Here is a 20,193-nt window from a genome sequence, read left to right as displayed (position 1 = left end):
CCGCTACATCATATTAATTAAGTAGCTACCCAGCGGCAATTGTATTGCGGTTGCGGCGGTGCCTTGATAGGGCAAATAGAGATTGGAGATATGCCGACCCATGGCTGCACTTCTTGATGTTATTATGTTGATCCTTCGCCTTTACACGTGGGTGATTATCGGCAGCGCAATTTTTTCGTGGCTTTATGCTTTCAATATTGTCAATTCAAGTAATCAGTTTGTTGCCGTAATTGGCCAGACACTTTACAATCTAACAGAGCCTCTGCTGCGTCCAATACGCCGCTTTATGCCTAATCTAGGTGGTATTGACGTTTCACCAATCATCCTCTTGATTGGTATTTTCTTTTTAGAAAGCTTGATTGTTCGCTACGCCTACCCAAACGTCTTTTAAGGCTTTAAGAGCCGCTTTTCAAACAGCATAGCTGATGATGTCCTTACATCATCAGCTATTGGGAAAAGCCTATTGGGCTAATCGTCCAGCTTCCTTGCTTCATCCACGAGCATAATCGGAATACCGTTTTTTATAGGGTAAGCCAGTTTAGCCGCACGTGAGATAAGCTCCTGTGCTTCCCTATCATACTCCAATGTAGTTTTGGTAACTGGGCATACCAATAACTCCAACAGCTTCCTGTCTATTTCAGGGGCCTTATTATCCGCCATCAAACCCTTATCTCCTCAAGTTTTCTTGCTCATCTAGTATTACCGCACATCACTGCAGGATATTGCCTGTACTGGAGCTGTCATTTTTGGCTAATTCCACCTCAGTCAAAGCAATCAGCGTTTCTGCTCGCATTTTCAAGCTCTCCGCCTCTAATAGGGCCTGCTTCTCACGGGCACCAAACGGGCTCATCAATGACAGGGCGTTCACAAGAACCTCATTATCGGCATCATTGATACCATCCCAGTCTGCCTCAAGATCGTTCGATGTAAGGTAGGCCCGTAGTGTTTTCAGTAGAAGGTCCCGATCAACGTCTTCTTCTCCCAAACCCGGAGTAAAGTCCTGTGCGAACTGGGTCAGATCAATAGCCCCACGGCGAAACTGAGAACGCTCTTCAAGCTCTCCAACAAGATTAAAGCGAGAAATACCAGAAAGTGTTAGCAGATAGCGTCCGTCCCCTGTCTCTTGAAAGGCTGTAATACGTCCGACACATCCCACGGAACATAGTTTGGGACGTCCTTCAAGCTCATCCTCTTTCGTATTGAGGGCAGGCTGCACGAGCCCAACAGTCCGGTCAGTTCTCAAGGCAGCGTCGACCAAAGCCATATATCGAGGTTCAAATATATTTAACGGCAAATGGGCGCGCGGCAACAGCAACCCACCCGGCAGCGGAAAAACCGGGACGACCCGAGGAACGTCATTTATAGCCGAATAGGTTGCATTTCCAACTTTCATCAATCTTCTCTGTTGTTGTGTATTTTATGAAAACAGGACGGAAGACAATTTACGTCGACCGTAAACAGATGCCGGGTCTTTAAATCCCCAAGCTTCAAAGAACTGGAGAAGCTGCTTTCGTGCACTATCTTCGTTCCATTCTCTATCTGACTTTATAATTTCAATTAGCTGATCTACAGCTTCGGTTTTCAAGGCCTTAGCATTAAGCGCAACAGCATATTCAAACCGAGCATCTAGATCATTTTCTGACTGCTCGACACGTAAACGAAGTCCCGCCAAATCATCCAGGTTTTCGGCCTGTTCTGCTAAATCCAAAGCAGCTTTTGCAGCAATATAGTCTTGAGAAGACTGTCCGCTTTCAGGCACCATTTCCAAAATCTGCTTGGCTTGCGCAAGATCATTTCCCGCCACACAGCAGTGCACAAGCCCTGAAAGCGCTGCCGTATTTTGTTCCTCAAGAGAAAGTACCGCACCATAAGCCTGCGATGCACCGGCAAAGTCTTGAGCTTCACGAGCAGCGTTGGCTTTGTCCAGCAGCACATCAACATCACTTGGCCCAATTCGTACGCCAAGCTTTTCGATAAACTTCTTGATTTGTCCCTCTTGCTGCGCCCCCATAAACCCATCTACCGGCTGACCATTCACAAAAGCAACAACAGCCGGAATAGACTGAACGCCCATCTGGCCAGCAACTTCAGGATGATCTTCAATATTCATTTTAACGAGGGTAACCGCGCCATTGGCTTCGGTGACAACTTTTTCAATAATTGGGGTTAATTGCTTGCATGGCTCGCACCAAGGTGCCCAAAAATCAACGAGCACAGGCTGTTGTGAGGATGCCTCAATTACGTCTTTCATAAAAGACTGAGTTGACGTTTCCTTGATAAAGGCTCCTTTACCCTCCGAGGCGGATACTGTTGTTTGATAACTGCCCCCAAAACCCCCGCTCATAGTTCCACCGAGGCTTCCTCCAACCGAAAAACCGGATCCGCTCATTGTATAAAGGTCCCTAATTTAGTGTTTGACGCATACGGATGCATCATTCGCGTTTGTCAATAAAGCTTTAAATGGCTCTTTTTTCCGTAAATTTCAAATCCCATCTGGCATTATCTCTTGTGCTTGCATTGAACTTTGAGCCTCATCAGAAACCGCTAGGACCTCTGGGGCATGCCCACACAACCTTGCAAACTTCAGCAAGTCTGAAGCTGTGATTGCTGTTGAAGCGTTATTGAGCAATGGATGATAGTTTAAAATCGGCTCTTTCATCATGTGAGCATCAAAAATAGGTTTAACAATACATTCCTCTCTGTCGTTAATCAGGGAAAATGGTGTAACCGAACCGGGTTGCACACCTAAAACACTCCACAACAACTCCGGTTTCCCAAACGAAACCCTCCCAGAAGCACCAATTACACCGGATATCCTTTTCAAATCTATTGTCGCATCATGCAGAGCGACAACAAGAAACAGATTTCCTTTTTTATCTTTCAAGAAAAGATTTTTGGTATGGGCCCCAGCAATATCACGGTGTAACTTTTCAGATTCAGCGACGGTAAATACCGGTTCGTGATCCACTGTCTGGACCCTAATGTCCGCGTGAGAAAAAAAGTTCATAAGATCACTTCTTGTCGCGACCATAAGCACGATCTCCTTTTGAAGGTCATTCATTTCTCTATCTTGGTAAAGAAAAATCTATCGCAAAAACTGCATATTGAAATTTAAAGGTTCTCAACTGGCCGTTCAAAATTGAACTAATCAGAAAAAACCCTTAGTTTTGTGGGAAAAATCCACATAACCCACAAAATGTTAGGAAACTTTCAAAATTCGTTGTTGCAATCCTGCGAAGCTTTTGTCATATAACGCCCACCTCACCGGCGGGCCTCACCAGAGACCCTTCGAAATAAGCGGGCGTAGCTCAGGGGTAGAGCATAACCTTGCCAAGGTTAGGGTCGTGAGTTCGAATCTCATCGCCCGCTCCATTTTCTCTTAAAAGAAAATGGCATCCAATAGGATGAATAGAATTGTTTTGGAATATGCGGGCGTAGCTCAGGGGTAGAGCATAACCTTGCCAAGGTTAGGGTCGTGAGTTCGAATCTCATCGCCCGCTCCAAAACACAAATTTCCTACTAAATTTGCATTATTTATTCATTCGGGCGAGTAAAGCCTATTCCTGACCACTTCGGACTTACCTCTTCACTTTTCTGACATTCTCTTATTCTCTCTCCCATTCAATGCGTCCCAAGTTTCGCACTAGATCCAAAGTCGGCAACACTTAAACCTTTTCAGCAAGGTTAACTTGCTTTTACGCTGAAAGATCAAATCGACACGCAGCTCTAAAGTGGCTTCAAAAAAGTGTCTTTTGAGGTTAAGTCATAGCCAAAATACTCACAGTGAGAAATTGCCATGACTAAAGAATGTCCTTGCTGCTCAGGTTCCCGTTTTGAAGACTGCTGCAATCAGTTTATTCATGGAAACAGATTGCCTGAAACCCCTGAACAGCTCATGCGCTCGCGTTACACTGCCTACGCTATTGGCGAGGTGGAGTACTTACAAAAGACTCTGTGGCCAGCCAGACAAAAAAAGCTTGATATGAATGAGATTTCGAACTGGGTAGAACAAACGACATGGGTTGGCTTACAAATACATGAAACTACTGAGGAAGCCTTGAAAGGAACAGTACATTTCACGGCCCGCTACCTCTTAAATGGTTCTCTAGAGGCTCAGAACGAAAACAGCCTTTTCAAAAAGAAGGCCGGCCGTTGGTACTATGTAAAACCAGTAGAATAAGACTGAAGGAAACTAGTGAAAATTACGCCCCTTTGGCAGTACGGAGTATGTCTTTTGTGCAAGAGCAGCATAATCATTGGCAATAGCAGGAACCTCATGAGCTAACTCAGTTAGCCCACGCCCTGGGCGAATTTTCTCAGTCAACTCAATGACAGGACTACGTACTTCATCCGCATTTGCAAGCGCGGCGTTATCAAGCGAGGAACCGGCATGAGGCGTCAGTAAATTCGACACATCTTTGATATCATTCGCCACAACATGAATGACCCCCTCAGCCTTTTGCAGGAGGCCGCTCACCTTTACAAAGCGGGCACCAAGCACAACAGCACGGCACTTTTCAAAACACTTTGGCCAAACAATAATATTAGCCGGAGCCGTTTCATCTTCAAGCGTCATAAAAATAACGCCTTTTGCCGACCCTGGGCGCTGACGTACCAAAACCAACCCTGCCACAACCACTTTGCTTCCATTTACCAGTGCAGCCAGATCCCTGCACGTTACAATTCCAGATCTTGTGAGCTGGTAGCGGATAAAAGAAACTGGATGTGCTTTCAAAGAGAGAGAGAGATACTGATAATCTAAGATAACTTGTTCTCCAAGAAGCATTTGCGGGAGGTTCGCATCAGGTTCTGAGTGAAAATCCCCAACCCCTGCTCTATCAAACAACGGTAACCGCTCTGCACTACTACCCTTATCCAGCCCCTGAGCAGCCCAAAGCGCAGTTCGCCGGTCCAGACCAATTGAGCGAAACGCATCTGCTTCAGCAAGTCTGGTGATTGTTGCTCTTGGCAGGCCTGTCCGTAACCAAAGATCACGCAGGGAGTCGTATCCCCTCTCCCGCATGTTGATCAGCTGCTCCATGTCTCCTTTCCGAAGTCCCTTAACACTGCGAAAACCCAAGCGAACTGCATGGTGCGAGCGAACCGTATTTCTCATCTCATGAAAGCGAGCTTGCACCTTACCAGCAGCGTCCCCTCCCGGCTCCAAAGTAGCATCCCAAGCAGACAGGTTGATATCCACCTCTCTCACATCAACACCATGTTCCCGTGCATCCCCTACAAGTTGGGCAGGGGCATAAAACCCCATTGGCTGAGAGTTTAAAAGAGCGGCACAAAACACATCGGGGTAGTATGCCTTAATCCAGCAAGAGGCATAAACGAGGAGTGCGAAACTGGCAGCGTGGCTTTCAGGAAAACCATATTCTCCAAACCCCTCGATTTGCTTGAAGCATCGTTCTGCAAAAGACTGGTCATACCCGCGCGCCACCATTCCCTCTACCATTTTGCGCTGGAAGCTACCAATGGTTCCCACGCGCCGAAACGTTGCCATCGCACGGCGAAGCTTATCCGCCTCTGCCGGTGTAAAACCAGCAGCAACAATCGCAATTTTCATGGCCTGTTCCTGAAAAAGAGGGATCCCCAGTGTTTTCCCTAGGACTTCACGCAACTCTTCTTTAGGGTAATGGACAGGTTCCAGATTTTGGCGTCTTCGAAGATACGGATGTACCATATTACCTTGAATCGGTCCGGGACGGACTATGGCGACCTCAATCACCAAATCATAAAAATTTCTTGGCCTGAGGCGCGGCAGCATGCTCATTTGTGCACGGCTCTCAATCTGGAAAACACCAATTGTGTCTGCCCGCCCAATCATATCGTATACTTTGCTTTCCTCGTCAGGGATTTCTGAAAGGGAATAGGTTTTTCCATAATGGGACGTGAGCATTTCAAGAGCTTTACGCAATGCTGACAGCATTCCAAGTGCCAGGACATCAATCTTGAGCATACCAAGCGCTTCCAGATCATCCTTATCCCATTCAATAACAGTGCGGTCCTGCATTGCCGCATTTTGAATAGGAACCAACTCATCCAACCGTCCGCGGGCAATAACAAATCCACCTACATGCTGAGACAAGTGGCGCGGAAACCCAATTAAAGTCTTTGACAGCTGTAATACTTGAGCAAGAACGGGGTCTTGAGGGTCCAGTCCAGCCTCACGGATATACTGCGGCTCCCCACCCCCAGATGAACGTCCCCAAACAGTACGAGCCAGAGCCCCCCCAACCTCCTGTGAAAGGCCAAAGACTTTTGCAACTTCTCTAAGGGCTGAGCGAGAACGGTAAGTTATAACTGTAGCTGCAAGCCCTGCCCGCTCTCGCCCATATTTTTTATAGATATACTGAATAACGTCTTCGCGTCGTTCATGTTCAAAATCTACATCAATATCTGGAGGCTCGCGGCGCTCAGGCGAAATAAAGCGCTCAAATAAAAGGTCAGCCCGTTCTGGGTCCACCTCCGTAATACCTAAACAAAAACATACGACCGAATTGGCCGCTGATCCTCTCCCTTGACACAGGATATTTTGAGAACGGGCAAATTTTACAATATCATAAACAGTGAGAAAATAAGGTGCATATTCGAGCTCCTCAATGAGGTCCAGTTCATGTCTGATCGTTTGTAAAACCTTGTCCGGCACCCCTTGCGGATACCGGAGTTCAACCCCTTCACCAACAAGATGCTCTAGTTCTTCCTGCGCAGTGCGCCCCTCCGTACAGCATTCCTCTGGATACTCATAGCGTAGCTCATCAAGTGAAAATTCAATGGCATCAAGAAGCAGGAGAGACTGCGAAAGCGCTTGTGGGGCCTCACGATATAATGGCTGCATCTGGCTATAATTTTTTAAATACCGCTCTGCATTGGCCTCCAGCTTGCGCCCAGCGCTTTCAAGCGTTTCCTGCAGGCGTATACATGTCATGACATCTTGAAGCTTCCCACGCTCGCTGACGTGATACAGCACGTCATTGACCGCAAGCAAAGGCACACCAGCGCTCTGCGACACCTTTAGAAGCTCGACAAGATTTCTCTGGTCATACCTGCCATATGAAAGAGAAACGGCAAGGTTGATATGCTCAGGAAACGTGCACGACAAAGCCTCCAAAAGCTCCTGAATCTTTTTACTTTCTTCAGCCGACATAGGAAAGGTTGGGTACGGAGCCAGAAAAAGCCCTACTCCATAAAACAGTAAATCTTTTAGATATAAGTGGCATTCCCCCTTTGGGGCTCTTCGATTACCAAGCGTAAGAAGTCTGGACAACCGTGAATATGCAGCCTTATCTTTTGGCCAGCACAAAACATCAGGCGTACCATCGGCAAAAACCAAACGGCAGCCGACAATAACGCGAAGGCCAACCTCTTTTGCGGCCACGTGCGTACGTACCACCCCTGCTAGAGAGTTACGATCACAAATGCCAAGGGCCTTCATTCCCAGTTTGGCAGCCGTGAAGGCCAACTCCTCAGGATGGGAGGCACCACGCAAAAAAGAAAAATTTGTAGAGCAACATAGCTCAACATAACCACGAGGGCGCAACAAAGCGGGGGAAGCCTTCTTCATGCATGCATCCCCTGTAGGAACCAGCGGGGAGGCTGTTCCAAATTCTCATAGTTCCCCTCTCGAAACAGCCAGAAGCGACGCCCTTCCTTATCTTCAACATAATAATAGTCACGAATGTTTTCACATGAATTCCACCAGGGAGGTGCAATGCGCTCTGGACCTTCAAACCGCGCAATCTCAAATAGAACCTTGCGCCACCGAAACCTGACTGGTGCCCCCTCTGGTATTGCAGCAACGGCTTCAACAGATTCTACATAGGGTAAAAGGCGCAGGGGTAACCCAATGAAACTTTTCTGCGGTAGAACATCAACCTCTGGCCAATACAGGGCATCTTCGCGAACAGTTGCAGCTGGAACAATTAAAAATTGTTCTTCAGGCAAGTGACGCTCGCGCGGCAAGAATCGCCCGACACGGCCTATACCTAAACGGGCACCAAGTCTGTCAACCAATTGCGTAATATCTTCAGATACAGTCGAACTCCCGTCAACGTTCAACTGCTTTGCGTCACGATGCTGGGTCTCCAAAGCACTTAAGCGTATAAGATCATAACCAAATCCTGCATCCCACCCCTCTTCAGCAGATGCCAATTTCTCACGAAACAGCCGGCAAATAAATGCAGGGGCTTGGACAGGTTCACTCGTACCAACAACCACTCGGGATACGGTGCCATCCACACGAAATAGGGCCAGCTCAAATACCCGCCCTCCCTCACCTCGCACTAAGAGTGTCTGTTTAAGTTTTTCAGCAAGGGACAAAAGTGTAGCAAACACACCCTCTTCCGTTGCAATCGGTTCAAAAAAGCCTCGTTCAGCCATAATCCGCGCCTCGTAACGGCGAGGTGAAATAGGCTCCCCTTCAAGACCCAGAGCTTGATCGAGGCGCCGTAACAGCTCTGACCCGAAACGATTTACAAGAGGGGCCCTTGGCCGATCATATATATCTACAATTCGCGTCAACCCCACCTTTGCCAAGCCCGATACCGTTGCGCCATCTACACGCAGCAAAGAAATAGGAAGATGCTCTAGAGCTGTTTTCGTTTCTTTTGCGAGGACAACACCGCCACCAGAACGCGCAACAGCCCACGCAGCCCCAACAGTATCTGCAATAGCCCCTGCTACGGTAAAGCCTTGGCTGTAAAGACGGGACAAACAATCAGCCAACATCTCGTCCTCATCTCCAAACAGGTGAGCACAGCCCGTTATATCCAAAAGGAGAGTCTCATTGCCATTCAATGCAACCAATGGCGTATATCGCTCACACCAATCGGCAAGCGAAGATAACAGGGCTCTATCTACATCCAGCTGCTCCTCTTCAACCTGTAGCAAAGGCAGGCGGGAGCGTGCATCGCTTAAAAGCATGCCACACTCAAGACCTGCTTTATGCGCTGCCTCATTTATGCATGTTACGCGCTGGCCATTCCTATGGCTTGCGTAAACGACGAGTGGATTTGTCAATGTGCTGGAGCGCCACGACCTCCCCAGATCCCGACGGCAAATTCTGTCTGTTGCCAACTCCTTGAGCCATAGGCACAGTATTCTCTGATGCGGTGCGAAAGCAGCTTTGCTCATAGTTCCATTCCAAGGCACAGCGGCCCATCCTCCCCTCCCGATTACGTTCAAGATAGGCCAACCATCGAGGCCTTCCGATAATATTTTCTAGGGAAGCGGCCCTTTCACTGGGCATGGGCTCTATGCGCCAGCGGGTTAAAGCCGCAGTTGGCATGGGAGTTCCGCCATAGCGCACCAACAAGAATGGTAAACAGGCCTGCTCACTCCGGAGTGACAACCGCCGTGTCGCAGTTAAACCCAACGCCGCATGATCCCCCCTAAACTCTCCCAGAACCCCAGCAAGAGATGGGCACTGCCCTCCCTCTTCCATCACCCACAGAGCTTCTTCAACCCGCCTGGCGCGCACGAAAATCACACGGGCAGGATCAATTCCAAAACTGCATAGGCCTGATGGGTAAGGGCTACCTATTTCTCTCAAAGAACGCTCTTCACTCACCCATAGAACCGGCCCTGACTTATTTCGTAATATCCCAGCCAGCAGGCCAGAAACAAATCCAATCACTCCCCCACTTAACCGCGTCTCAGTTCCATAAATTTCATGAAGAGCAGAGAGTTTCATTCCAGCTTCAGGAAAGAACGAATCCAGCGTTTGAACATGAAATTTAAGCCGTTCAACAAGCTGCCCTGATACCAACTCACCTTTATCAGGATCGCACTCTTTCCCCGGCTCCCGCCTGTTTGTGGCGGAGGCGAGAGCCGGTGCGCTCTGAAAACTGGAAGGGAGGCGCCCTTCCAATCCAGCAATGCGTTTTCTCAACTCTTCAATACGATGACGGTTAGGTTTCATATATCAAACTCTCAATATGTTCACCTTTTGTTCTTATTATTAATTATAAAAAACAGATGAGGAGTCAATCCCATTTTTTTTAGGAGTATTTACCACAATAAATTACATGAATAATTCTACATAATACATCATAATGGGAGCTTGAGATAAACAGTTTTAACTATATTAATTAACCAAATTGGATATAGATAAAAATTGCCCCACATTAATTATAATAAATTCAAGAAAGCCATAGGCAAACAAAACGCTAACGCTATAACAAATTACTCAGCTTTTACTGTATTTTCTATACGGGTTGCAGGCGCAGCTCTAGCTTACTTACTTCAAGTTTTTATTGCTAGAATAATTGGAACACACCACTATGGGGTTTTTGTTGTTGTCTGGACCCTCCTTGTCATTCTGGTTATGTTCTCCAACCTTGGCCTTTCAAATTCAGTCAGCAGGTTCCTCCCCCAATACACCAGTCAAGGTAAGGCGTCCCTCGTCAGGGGGATTTTATACGGCTCTCGTATTGCCGTCTTCATCTGTGCCAGCGCTATCGCAGGAATAGGAGCTTTGGGGATCTGGTTACTAGATGATGCCATTGCCCAACCCTACATTCTCCCAATAGCAATAGCATTGACCTGCCTACCACTCTACACCCTATGCAGTTTGCAAGAAGGAATCGCGCGAGCATATAATTGGCAGTTTTTGAGCGTCGCCCCAGAATACATTTGGCGCCCCACATTAATTATCATTTTTATGGCTATAGCAGTCTTTCTCGATTTCCCTCGAACGGCTGTTACCGCTGTTCTTTGTACCATCTTTGCCATCTGGAGCATCACTGCCATTCAGACACTTTTGCTGCACAAAAAGTTAAAGAAACAGTGTCCACCTGCACCCCGGCAATATCAGTTCAAACTTTGGCTCCAAGTATCGCTGCCTATTCTTCTGGTTGATGGTTTCTTCCAGCTTCTGACAAGTGCAGATGTCATCATAGCTGGCTTCTGGGTACCTTCTGATCAGGTCGCAATTTATTTTGCAGCATCCCGCACGGTTGCTCTTTTGCATTTCGTTTATTACGCTGTCAGGTCAGCAACCGCCATGCAGATATCACAGCTATACTATACAAAAAACTCAAGAAAACTGAGCGAATACATAGGCAGAGCCGCTCAATTGACCTTCTGGCCTACACTCATTCTCACAGCAATTCTTCTGCCCTGTAGCCCATTTCTATTATCTTTCTTTGGAGAAGGCTATGAGAAAGGGTTTCCGGTTTTACTCATTTTAACGTTTGGAATCCTTGCCCGCGCAGCCATTGGGCCAGTAGATTCTCTCCTCAGTCTATCTGGAAATCAGACACTGTGTGCTGGCATTTACGCACTAACCTTTGCAGTTAATGTTGGCCTCAATATCAGCTTGGCCCCCTCATTCGGGCTAATAGGTATAGCGATTGCCACATCTCTTGCTATGATACTGGAGGCCATCCTGCTCATTAGGGGCTCCTATCTGCGACTTGGTATTCTCCCCTTCTTTATCCCTCTACATAAAAAAACAGTGATAGAGGTATGAAGCACCCACCTTACAAAACGGTCGCCTTCTCCTGCAGGGCTCAAGGAGACTTCCAGCAGGAGTGGGAGCACTTAGCCATCAATACCATCACTCCAAACCCTTTTCTCTCACCATCCTTTTTGCAGGAGCTCACACGTACCTTTCCCAGTTTGCAAGTGAGCGTAGTCTTAACCATAGACACTTTGACACAAAGGGCTGTTGCAGCATTACCGGTATATTCTTCACGTGAGGGCATAACCGCTAAAACACTAAAAGTACCGGTTTCCGAATATGGTCCTCTTGGTACTTTACTCGTATCTGAGGAAGCGACGCCTCACGCTCTCAACCTACTCTTTGAAAAGGCTGCCAGTTTAAGTAAATGGCCATTGCTTACACTACCATATCACGCTGTTGATGGAACGGTACCTGACCTTATTAGAGAAACTGCCCAAACCCACAACTGGAGGCTTGCCAGTTGGTTGCCTCAAGAACGGGCATGGCAAAGTAGTCCCCCCTCCTCATCAAGCTTACCAAAGAGGTTAAGAACCTATCAGAGGAACTTGCAAAGTCTTGGCTCTGTTGAATTTATTCAGTCACAAACACCAGAGACCGTTCACACAGCCTTTGAACGTTTTCTTGCTCTAGAGGCAAATAGCTGGAAAGGACGACAGGGATCAGCCCTGCTACAACGCAAACAAACCACTCGGTTTGGGCGCAAAATCATCACCACTTTTGCTCAATCTGGCCAAGTGCAAATCCATGAACTTCAGCTAAACAGAAAAGTGATTGCATCACTGATCACCCTAAACCAAAACGGCCATGTATTTACATGGAAGACTGCATATGATGAAGCGTTTGCAAAGTTCTCACCCGGCCGCCTTTTGTTACACGCTGTCTGCCTGCAAACTCATCAACTAGACGGCTTCAAGGGAATGGACTCTCTTGCTAACCCTGACAATCATATGGTGAACGTGGCATTTAAAAACAAATTTCGTTACGCAACGATTACATTAACAAAAGGTACAGTTCCATTTTGCCTAGCCAAGGAAGCCGAAATGAAAACTCGGCTAAAACATTCCTTGAAAAGGGTGATGAAGAGGAAGTATTGAGACCCGCAATAAACATCAATCAGCAATAGCCATAACTTCAGAGCTTGCACGATGCCTTAGCTTTTGGCGGATGATCTTACCTGTTGTTGTTAATGGCAACTCTGCGACAAACTCAATTTCTCTTGGATATTCATGCGCGGAAAGCCTCAATCGAACCCATTGCTGGATACTCTTTTTTAGTTCACTGCCTTGAGTGGTCCCTTCGTTCAAAACAATATATGCTTTCACAACTTCTGTTCTCACCGGGTCAGGTTTCCCTACAACAGCCGCTAAAGCAATCTTTGGGTGTGTAACGAGACAGTCCTCCACCTCCGCAGGGCCAATCCGGTAGCCAGCCGAGGTAATAATATCATCGTTACGACCGACAAAATGGAAGTAGCCATCTTCATCCATCACTGCCTGATCCCCAGTCAGCATCCACTCCCCTTGAAACTTCGCCTGCGTCAGACTCTTGTGGCGCCAATACTCCAGAAACATGGTGGGGCTACTTTTATGTATTGCAATTTGCCCCTGCTCACCCGCTTCAGCCTTTTTCCCATCATCCTTCAAGAGCGTAACATTGTGCCCAACAACCGGTTTGCCAATTGCACCAGATCGAGAAACGCCTAGTTTCTGGCATGAACCAAGCACTAGATTGCACTCTGTTTGCCCATACATCTCATTGGGAGTGACATTTAATATACTCTTTGCCCAATCATATGCAGCGGACCCTAAAGGTTCTCCAGCAGAGCACAAACTACGTAAGTTAAGATCTGGCACATACCTCCGCGCATTCACACCTGACATGATTTTCAAAGCTGTCGGTGGAATGAACGCATTGCGAACCTTGTAATTACACAACAGCCTAAATGCCTCTTCCGGGTCAAACTTCCTTAGTTTCTTTGCAATTACGGGCACCCCCATCTTCAAACTAGGCATGAGGGCATTAAATAATCCTCCCGCCCATGCCCAGTCTGAGGGCGTCCAAAATAGATCCCCCTTCTGGGGGAATAGGTCATGAGAGAGTTGAATTCCCGGTATATGGCCAAGTAAAACTCGATGAGGCAGCAAAGCACCTTTTGGTGCCCCTGTCGTACCGGATGTATAAATCATCACAGCAGGATCCTCAGCCAACGTCGGAATGGGATCAAAACACTCTGATGACCTACTCAGCAAATTGTGAAAGTCATAGCTACCTGTTCTCTCACCGTCGATACAAACTACAAACTCAAGATCGGGAAGACGGTTACGAATACCAGAAAGTTTTAGGAGCCCTTCTTGATCAGTAATCAATCCTTTGGCACCTGATGTTTTGAGACGATATAACAAGGCTTCAGGACCAAAGAGCGCTGCAAGAGGAACTGTAATTGCCCCCAGCTTATATGAGGCGAAATGTGTTATCGCAGTTTCTGGAGTCTGAGACAGAAGAATCCCGACACGATCACCACGGGTAATCCCCATCGCTTTGAAAGCATTGGCAAGTTTATTGGAGGCAGCACTAAGAGCACCATACGACCATGCTTCCTCACCACCACCCTCACACAGGTATAACAGGGCTACTTTTTTGGGGTGAGTTCGTGCCCAAACGTCACAGGCATCCGTTGCGATATTATAAAAGTGCGGCACATTCCATTTAAAGCGAGCCTGAACCTCTTCATAGGTCTTCGCTTTCGGTAGCATTCCCAAACTATCCCTCACTTGTCACTACAAGTATCCAAGGCCTAGCATTTTTCTTAAGAATGGCAATTGAAAATATGCTTTCAGCCCAATGAACGAAACTCTCAAACTTCATATAGAGATAGTTGTTAAGAGCCAACTGCAACCAAGGCCCAAAACACCTTATACTTTGATTGAGGGTCATAAGTTGTCGCAAGACCGATGCGCTCAATATTCGGGTCCAGCATTACTTTATTGTGCTTGGGAGACTGTCTCCACCCTGAAAACGCTTCGGCCCAACTCCTATACCCAGAGCTCGTATTCTCCACGACATAGGAAGTATATACACCCTGCTCAGCCAGTGTATTCCCCAGTATCTCGCGGTCCGAAGGCTTTTGCCCCTTCAATGCGGCCACTTCCGCAGATCGAGACTGTGCAACTCTACTCAGTTTTTTATCTGCATAAACAGGGGGCAGCCCAAATTGCGCCCTGTAAGCAGAAATCATTCCGGAAGCTTCATACACATCTACTGACGCTTGATAACTCTCCAAGTTCCGATAGGCCTTTGGTTGGTCGGAGGCAGACTGGCAGGCCGCCAACACAATAACAGTACAAAGAGAGAGGAAATATTGGAGTGAGTTCATCTTAAACAGGGCCCAAAGTGAATGCTAACAGTAGCATAAGAGATAAGAGACAAAATATTTTCCGCCCCTTTCTCTAAAGCTCGTTTCGTTTGATTGTCTTCAAGTAAACGAAACGAGCTCGAAATAAAAAGTTAGAGCGCGAAGCGTGCATGCCAATGAATGCGCCGTGCTCTAATCCCCCACTTCACGAAGCTTCTTTTAGAATAGGTTTCTCGTGTGTTCCAGATCTGGAGCTTGCCTGAGAGGTTCTCCCCTCTTCCTCAACAGGGGGCACAAGAGCCATACCCACTTCTTCTTGAGAGAGTATCCCTTTTAAGTGCCCCTTATCGTCCACAACTGGGATAGGGTAATCACTTTCCAAGGTTGCCGGAAGTGCCTCTTCCAAGGTGCTTTGTGTCTCAATAGAGGCTGCATCATCAGCAAATTCGTAAAGGGAAGAGCTATTCCCCTCCTTGGAGATTACCTCTTCCAAACCTTCTTGTGTGACCACACCCCGGAATTCTTTATTCTCAACAACATAGCCATAATCTTCCCCTCTTCTGACCATGTCAGCAAGGGCCTTTTCCATATTATCATGGGTGATACGCATGGAGGGTGGCTCCATAACTGTATCCACCGTCAAGACGCGGGCACGGTTCACATCCCGAACAAAAGCCCTGACATAGTCATCCGCAGGCTCCAATAGAATTTGGGCGGGAGTGCCAATCTGCGAGATAACACCGTCTTTAAGAATAGCGATTTTATCGCCAATCCGAAGTGCTTCATCCAGGTCATGTGTAATGAAAACAATTGTTTTATGAAGCTTTTCCTGAAGCTCCACCAATTGGTCCTGCATTTGCGACCTAATAAGCGGATCCAACGCAGAAAATGCCTCATCCATTAACAAAATATCAGGATTGTTCGCCAACGCGCGAGCAAGGCCGACGCGCTGCTGCATACCCCCAGACAACTGATCAGGATACTGGTTTTCGAAGCCTGAAAGCCCAACCGTCTCAATCCATTCGAGTGCAGTTTCTTCACGATCTTTCTTCGGAATTCCCTGTACTTCCAGTCCATAAGCTACGTTTTTCAATACTGTACGATGTGGTAGCAAACCAAATCTTTGAAAAACCATGCTCATTTTTTGCCGGCGGAACTGTTCCAGTTCCCGGTTGGACAGAGCCATTACATCTTGTCCATCGACAAGAATTTGCCCATCAGTGGGGTCAATCAACCGGTTAAAATGTCGAATAAGAGTAGATTTGCCTGAGCCTGATAAGCCCATGATAACAAATATCTCGCCCTCTTCAACAGTCAGGCTGACATCGTGAAGCCCCAAAGTGTGGCCCGTTTCAGCCAGCAGTGCTTCCTTATTCATTCCCGCCTGCACTTTAGGGAGAACGCGATTAGGATTGCTTCCGAATATTTTAGTTATATTTTTTACGATAATCTTGGACATGGTATTAACTTATCGATGCATCTGCATACGTTGCCCAGCTGACTGGGTAATCCGGTCAAAGAGAATTGCAAGTATGACAATTGCAATGCCTCCAATTAAACCTTGCCCAGAGTCGTTACGTTGCAGCCCAAGCAGAACTGTTTCTCCAACACCGCGCGCTCCAATCATGGAGGCGATAACAACCATGGCCAAAGCCATCATCATAGTCTGGTTAATACCCTGCATAATGGAGGGTAATGCAAGAGGTAATTGTACCCCTTTCAATATTTGCCAACGTGTGGCCCCAAACGACTTACTAGCTTCGACAACCTCCGTATCCACATAACGAATACCAAGATCGGTCAAGCGAATGAGTGGAGGTGTTGCATATATAACAGTGGCCAGAACAGCTGGAATTTTTCCAAGACCAAAAAGCATTGCAGCAGGAATAAGATATACAAAGCTAGGAATAGTCTGCATGAGATCAAGAACCGGATTTAAGACCAGTCTGAACTTTTCTGAACGTGCAGAAAAAACGCCTAAGGGAATTCCCATCAGGACTGAAATTCCAACAGCAACAAGCAATATTGCAATAGTTTGCATAGCCTGCTGCCATAGTCCTAATGTTCCGATAAACCACATGGATGCCGCCATAGCGACAGACAGAACCAAACGCCTGCTAACGAAATAAGTCAAAAGGCCGATGCAAATGAGTATGATAACTGGATCAGCCTGCCGGAGCACCCTTTCCAACTTTACCAGCAAGAACAAAAGGGAACTGGAAAAAGCTTCGAAACCGTCCCCGTAGTTTATAACCAGATGGTCTACAAAAGTATTTGTTATTTTTTTTATTGGGCTTCCAAAGTCTGGAAACAAGGTAAAGTCCATAGGGTCCTCACAGCAATTTAAAAGAAGGAACAAGCCTGTAACTTGCCCCTTCTCAATAAATGCATCACTAGTTTTTGGTTACTGCTCTAGTGCTGCTTCGACACGCTCAGCAACTTCGGCTGGAACCCAAGAAACCCAAATATCATGATTTGTCTTGAGGAAGTGCTTTGCTGCATCCTCAGTCGTCCCGCCTGTGTCCTGCATATATGCGAGTGCTTTCGACACTATCGCACTTGTCGTCCCATAATTTTTCAAGAATTCTGTCATCTGCGGAGCTTTTTCGGCAAATTCGGTATTCGAGTAAATATGAACTTTCGCGAGTGGGTATGCAACAGCTTGCGTCACTTTCTCAGGATCGTTTTCCGCGGAGAGCTCATCCCAAATTTCCTTATTGAAGGCCGGCTCCTCCAAGATAACAAGATCGTCCTGAACCTTGCCGAGCACCCAAGTCGGGCCCCAGTAATAGAAAACTATCGGTTTTTTACGTTTTATGCTGGATTCAATCACAGCAGCCAGAGAAGCTCCCGTTCCAGGACGGAAATTCACATAATCGTCTGTCAGGCCATAAGCATGAAGTTTTTTGGTATTAATAACCTCACAACCCCAGCCCGCAATACAGTTGTAAAAGCGGCCTTTACCAGGTTCTTCAGGGTCAGAAAAAACGTCTTTGAACTTGGTAAGATCCTTTACAGATTTCAAACCTTTAGCTGGAGCATCCTCACCCTCAACCACATATTTTGGAACAAACCACGCTTGTATTGCATCAGGAAAGTTAATGCCTAAATCAACGATGGCACCACTCTCTTTGCCTTTCGTCAGAGCTTCCGTAACATTGTCTGGCCAGATTTCCATAGTGACATCAATGTCACCGCGTGTCATGCCATTTAGAAGTGGGATTGTGGAGCCTGGGATTGTGTCCGTTTCACATCCATACCCATGCTTCGCGATAAATTCAGCAACAGATGTATGAAAGGCGTTAGAATCCCAATCCAAACCAGCAAATACTACTGGGCGATCAATTTCACAAGTGGCCTCAGAGGCGGCGCTCGGTGTCACACCAAATGGCATTGATAAAACCAGACTGGCCAATGCAATTCTAAAATTAAACAACAGTTCATCTCCGATTATTTTATGAAACCATCCCGCCAAGCGAACATTTACGCCGCATAATACTGGCAAAATCCCATAAAAAATCCGACAAAAGCTTGCGCTTTTACCGAAAAAACAATTTACAATTAGCCTTTATATAATAAATACATTGGATTGCCTGTCAACAGGGTAAACCATCTAATAAAATTGCAAATCAACTCTTAAGAAAAACTAAAATAACTTCAATGTATAACAAAATATATTTAATAGTTATTTTAAATATATATGACTTAACTATATGCAATACATATAAATAGACGCACTAAATTATATGAAATCAATTTAATACTTATATATTCGTCGATTACATTTAATAATGACGGAAAGTTAACCCAAGGCACCCATTCAGTCCCATAAGACAAAAAAGTCCGGATGTCTCAGCTACTAGTATTATTTTAGGAGTGGCATGAGGGGAGAACGGTGACAATTGCATGCCACCGTAACGCTTTAAAACTCAGCGAGATGCTTCAAGCACATCATCAAAAGAACGCAAACCTGCTACAGGCGCACCAACAAGAACCGCCATGTTTCCAGGTGCGTGTTGGTTCTTCCACATTTTGGTATGAGCCTGCGGAATCTGGTCCCAAGGGAACACTTCGCTCATGCAAGGATCAATACGACGATCAATCACAAACTGGTTTGCCTCACTTGCCTGCTTCAGGTGCGCAAAGTGCGACCCCTGAATACGCTTTTGCCTCATCCAGACATAACGTGCATCAAAAGTGAGGTTGAACCCTGTTGTTCCGGCACAAAATACAACCATACCACCACGCTTTGCAACAAGCGTAGACACCGGGAAAGTTGCTTCACCTGGATGTTCAAAGACCAGATCAACGTCATTACCTTTACCGGTAATTTCCCAAATGGCCTTACCAAACTTACGAGCTTCTTTGGTCCAGTTATCATATTCAGGAGAGTTAACTTTTGGCAGCTGCCCCCAGCAGTTAAAGTCCTTCCGATTGATAACGCCTTTAGCACCTAACGAGAGAACATAATCACGCTTGTCTTCGTCAGAAATCACACCAATCGCATTTGCTCCAGCAGCGGCAGCCAGCTGCACACCAAACACCCCAAGACCACCAGAAGCTCCCCAAATCAATACGTTTTGACCTGGCTTAAGCGCATGAGGATCATGGCCAAACAGCATTCTATAGGCTGTTGCAAGCGTCAGTGTGTAGCACGACGCCTCTTCCCAAGTCAGGTGTTGTGGACGCTTCATTAGCTGCTGTGATTGTACACGTGCATACTGAGCAAAGGATCCGTCTGGTGTCTCATAACCCCAAATCCTCTGGGAATTAGAGAACATCGGATCGCCACCATTACAGGCCTCGTCATCCCCATCATCCTGGTTACAGTGAACAACGACCTCATCGCCGACTTTCCAGCGCTTAACTTTAGCACCGACAGCCCAAACAATTCCAGAGGCATCAGATCCAGCAACGTGATAGGGGTGCTTGTGAGCTTCAAGGGTTGAAATTGGTTGACCAAGCGCCGCCCAAATTCCGTTATAGTTCACACCTGCAGCCATCACCAGAACCAGCACTTCATTGCTATCCAGTTCCCAAACTGGCACAACTTCCTGAATCATAGCCTCTTCTGGCGGACCATGACGATCCTGCCGGATTGACCATGCGTACATGTTCTTTGGTACGTGACCTAAAGGAGGAATTTCCCCTACTTCATAGAGATCTTTATACTCTGCCTGCTTCTTTGGTCCGTTGTCGTTAGCTTGTGCTACCGCGCTCATCGCAAACTCCTCAACTTGCGTTTATTCCTTTTGGCACCCTGCCTCATCTATCCGTTTCCCCTATTTTGGAGTAGATGACTTTATTGCAATGCAATATACACGATCCCATATTCCTTTGTGCAATAAAATTATCATTATAATTTAGGCTG

Annotated in this window: 17 protein-coding genes and 2 tRNA genes; 6 read left to right on the top strand and 13 right to left on the bottom strand. The window is 46.7% G+C overall.

Annotated elements, in window-relative coordinates; genetic code table 11:
- Positions 1-100 precede the first annotated feature (100 nt).
- On the top strand, positions 101-391 hold the full coding sequence (locus P6574_RS00575; protein ID WP_310618465.1) for a YggT family protein: 291 nt from the start codon (positions 101-103) through the stop codon (positions 389-391).
- 77 nt (positions 392-468) lie between these two features.
- Here P6574_RS00575 and P6574_RS00570 read toward each other — a convergent pair whose 3' ends face one another.
- From P6574_RS00570 to P6574_RS00555, 4 genes are all read right to left on the bottom strand, one after another.
- Positions 469-660 (bottom strand): Trm112 family protein, encoded by a 192-nt coding sequence (locus P6574_RS00570; protein WP_310618464.1) that lies wholly within the window; start codon positions 658-660, stop codon positions 469-471.
- Positions 661-709: 49 nt separating this feature from the next.
- Positions 710-1,393: an LON peptidase substrate-binding domain-containing protein gene (locus P6574_RS00565; RefSeq protein ID WP_310618463.1), complete on the bottom strand. Its 684-nt coding sequence runs from the start codon at positions 1,391-1,393 to the stop codon at positions 710-712.
- A gap of 24 nt (positions 1,394-1,417) precedes the next feature.
- Positions 1,418-2,389, bottom strand: a complete 972-nt coding sequence (gene trxA / locus P6574_RS00560) for a thioredoxin (RefSeq protein ID WP_310618462.1) — start codon at positions 2,387-2,389, stop codon at positions 1,418-1,420.
- Positions 2,390-2,482: 93 nt separating this feature from the next.
- Positions 2,483-3,031, bottom strand: a complete 549-nt coding sequence (locus P6574_RS00555) for a prolyl-tRNA synthetase associated domain-containing protein (RefSeq protein ID WP_310622073.1) — start codon at positions 3,029-3,031, stop codon at positions 2,483-2,485.
- A gap of 266 nt (positions 3,032-3,297) precedes the next feature.
- On the opposite strand from P6574_RS00555, the gene P6574_RS00550 reads away from it, so the two are divergent.
- From P6574_RS00550 to P6574_RS00540, 3 genes are all read left to right on the top strand, one after another.
- Positions 3,298-3,372, top strand: a tRNA-Gly gene (locus P6574_RS00550).
- Positions 3,373-3,428: 56 nt separating this feature from the next.
- Positions 3,429-3,503 (top strand) — tRNA-Gly (locus tag P6574_RS00545).
- Positions 3,504-3,871: 368 nt separating this feature from the next.
- Complete coding sequence (locus tag P6574_RS00540; protein ID WP_310618461.1) at positions 3,872-4,180, top strand: YchJ family protein; 309 nt, start codon at positions 3,872-3,874, stop codon at positions 4,178-4,180.
- A gap of 12 nt (positions 4,181-4,192) precedes the next feature.
- Here the strand turns inward: P6574_RS00540 and P6574_RS00535 are convergent, their stop codons facing one another.
- Genes P6574_RS00535 through P6574_RS00525 form a run of 3 tightly spaced genes read right to left on the bottom strand, consistent with a single transcriptional unit; the run spans position 4,193 to position 9,925 of the window.
- On the bottom strand, positions 4,193-7,570 hold the full coding sequence (locus P6574_RS00535; protein ID WP_310618460.1) for an error-prone DNA polymerase: 3,378 nt from the start codon (positions 7,568-7,570) through the stop codon (positions 4,193-4,195).
- The gene (locus tag P6574_RS00530) at positions 7,567-9,024 is read right to left on the bottom strand and encodes a Y-family DNA polymerase (RefSeq protein ID WP_310618459.1); all 1,458 of its coding nucleotides are present in this window, start codon (positions 9,022-9,024) and stop codon (positions 7,567-7,569) included. The genes P6574_RS00535 and P6574_RS00530 overlap by 4 nt, the downstream gene beginning before the upstream one ends.
- Positions 8,990-9,925 carry an ImuA family protein gene (locus P6574_RS00525; RefSeq protein ID WP_310618458.1) on the bottom strand — a complete coding sequence of 312 codons (936 nt, stop codon included), beginning with the start codon at positions 9,923-9,925 and terminating at the stop codon, positions 8,990-8,992. Before P6574_RS00525 ends, P6574_RS00530 begins: the two co-directional genes overlap by 35 nt.
- Before the next feature lie 195 nt (positions 9,926-10,120).
- Here P6574_RS00525 and P6574_RS00520 point away from each other — a divergent pair, with 195 nt between their 5' ends.
- Complete coding sequence (locus P6574_RS00520; RefSeq protein ID WP_310618457.1) at positions 10,121-11,476, top strand: lipopolysaccharide biosynthesis protein; 1,356 nt, start codon at positions 10,121-10,123, stop codon at positions 11,474-11,476.
- Positions 11,473-12,564: a GNAT family N-acetyltransferase gene (locus P6574_RS00515; protein WP_310618456.1), complete on the top strand. Its 1,092-nt coding sequence runs from the start codon at positions 11,473-11,475 to the stop codon at positions 12,562-12,564. The genes P6574_RS00520 and P6574_RS00515 overlap by 4 nt, the downstream gene beginning before the upstream one ends.
- A 15-nt stretch (positions 12,565-12,579) precedes the next feature.
- On the opposite strand, the gene P6574_RS00510 is transcribed toward P6574_RS00515, so the two are convergent.
- From P6574_RS00510 to ccrA, 6 genes are all read right to left on the bottom strand, one after another.
- Entirely contained in the window at positions 12,580-14,223 is a 1,644-nt protein-coding gene (locus P6574_RS00510) for an AMP-binding protein (RefSeq protein WP_310618455.1), read from the bottom strand.
- Between the two features lie 125 nt (positions 14,224-14,348).
- The gene (locus P6574_RS00505; RefSeq protein WP_310618454.1) at positions 14,349-14,843 is read right to left on the bottom strand and encodes a CAP domain-containing protein; all 495 of its coding nucleotides are present in this window, start codon (positions 14,841-14,843) and stop codon (positions 14,349-14,351) included.
- A 184-nt stretch (positions 14,844-15,027) separates the two neighbouring features.
- Entirely contained in the window at positions 15,028-16,281 is a 1,254-nt protein-coding gene (locus P6574_RS00500) for a quaternary amine ABC transporter ATP-binding protein (protein WP_310618453.1), read from the bottom strand.
- Between the two features lie 9 nt (positions 16,282-16,290).
- On the bottom strand, positions 16,291-17,136 hold the full coding sequence (locus tag P6574_RS00495; RefSeq protein WP_405048124.1) for an ABC transporter permease: 846 nt from the start codon (positions 17,134-17,136) through the stop codon (positions 16,291-16,293).
- Positions 17,137-17,226: 90 nt separating this feature from the next.
- On the bottom strand, positions 17,227-18,216 hold the full coding sequence (locus P6574_RS00490; RefSeq protein ID WP_310622072.1) for an ABC transporter substrate-binding protein: 990 nt from the start codon (positions 18,214-18,216) through the stop codon (positions 17,227-17,229).
- A gap of 535 nt (positions 18,217-18,751) precedes the next feature.
- Positions 18,752-20,044 carry a crotonyl-CoA carboxylase/reductase gene (gene ccrA / locus P6574_RS00485; RefSeq protein ID WP_310618451.1) on the bottom strand — a complete coding sequence of 431 codons (1,293 nt, stop codon included), beginning with the start codon at positions 20,042-20,044 and terminating at the stop codon, positions 18,752-18,754.
- Positions 20,045-20,193: the final 149 nt, after the last annotated feature.

Origin of the sequence: Pseudovibrio sp. M1P-2-3, assembly GCF_031501865.1 — a bacterium.
Classification (GTDB): Bacteria; Pseudomonadota; Alphaproteobacteria; order Rhizobiales; family Stappiaceae; genus Pseudovibrio; species Pseudovibrio corallicola.
This window is presented reverse-complemented; position numbering and strand designations above follow the sequence as displayed.

Coding starts and splice junctions, on each gene's coding strand:
- P6574_RS00515 (WP_310618456.1), top strand. CDS start 11,473: ATGAAGCACCCACCTTACAAAACGGTCGCCTTCTCCTGCAGGGCTCAA.
- P6574_RS00535 (WP_310618460.1), bottom strand. CDS start 7,570: ATGAAGAAGGCTTCCCCCGCTTTGTTGCGCCCTCGTGGTTATGTTGAG.
- P6574_RS00575 (WP_310618465.1), top strand. CDS start 101: ATGGCTGCACTTCTTGATGTTATTATGTTGATCCTTCGCCTTTACACG.
- trxA (WP_310618462.1), bottom strand. CDS start 2,389: ATGAGCGGATCCGGTTTTTCGGTTGGAGGAAGCCTCGGTGGAACTATG.
- P6574_RS00525 (WP_310618458.1), bottom strand. CDS start 9,925: ATGAAACCTAACCGTCATCGTATTGAAGAGTTGAGAAAACGCATTGCT.
- P6574_RS00505 (WP_310618454.1), bottom strand. CDS start 14,843: ATGAACTCACTCCAATATTTCCTCTCTCTTTGTACTGTTATTGTGTTG.
- P6574_RS00500 (WP_310618453.1), bottom strand. CDS start 16,281: ATGTCCAAGATTATCGTAAAAAATATAACTAAAATATTCGGAAGCAAT.
- P6574_RS00510 (WP_310618455.1), bottom strand. CDS start 14,223: ATGCTACCGAAAGCGAAGACCTATGAAGAGGTTCAGGCTCGCTTTAAA.
- ccrA (WP_310618451.1), bottom strand. CDS start 20,044: ATGAGCGCGGTAGCACAAGCTAACGACAACGGACCAAAGAAGCAGGCA.
- P6574_RS00490 (WP_310622072.1), bottom strand. CDS start 18,216: ATGCCATTTGGTGTGACACCGAGCGCCGCCTCTGAGGCCACTTGTGAA.
- P6574_RS00555 (WP_310622073.1), bottom strand. CDS start 3,031: ATGGTCGCGACAAGAAGTGATCTTATGAACTTTTTTTCTCACGCGGAC.
- P6574_RS00570 (WP_310618464.1), bottom strand. CDS start 660: ATGGCGGATAATAAGGCCCCTGAAATAGACAGGAAGCTGTTGGAGTTA.
- P6574_RS00565 (WP_310618463.1), bottom strand. CDS start 1,393: ATGAAAGTTGGAAATGCAACCTATTCGGCTATAAATGACGTTCCTCGG.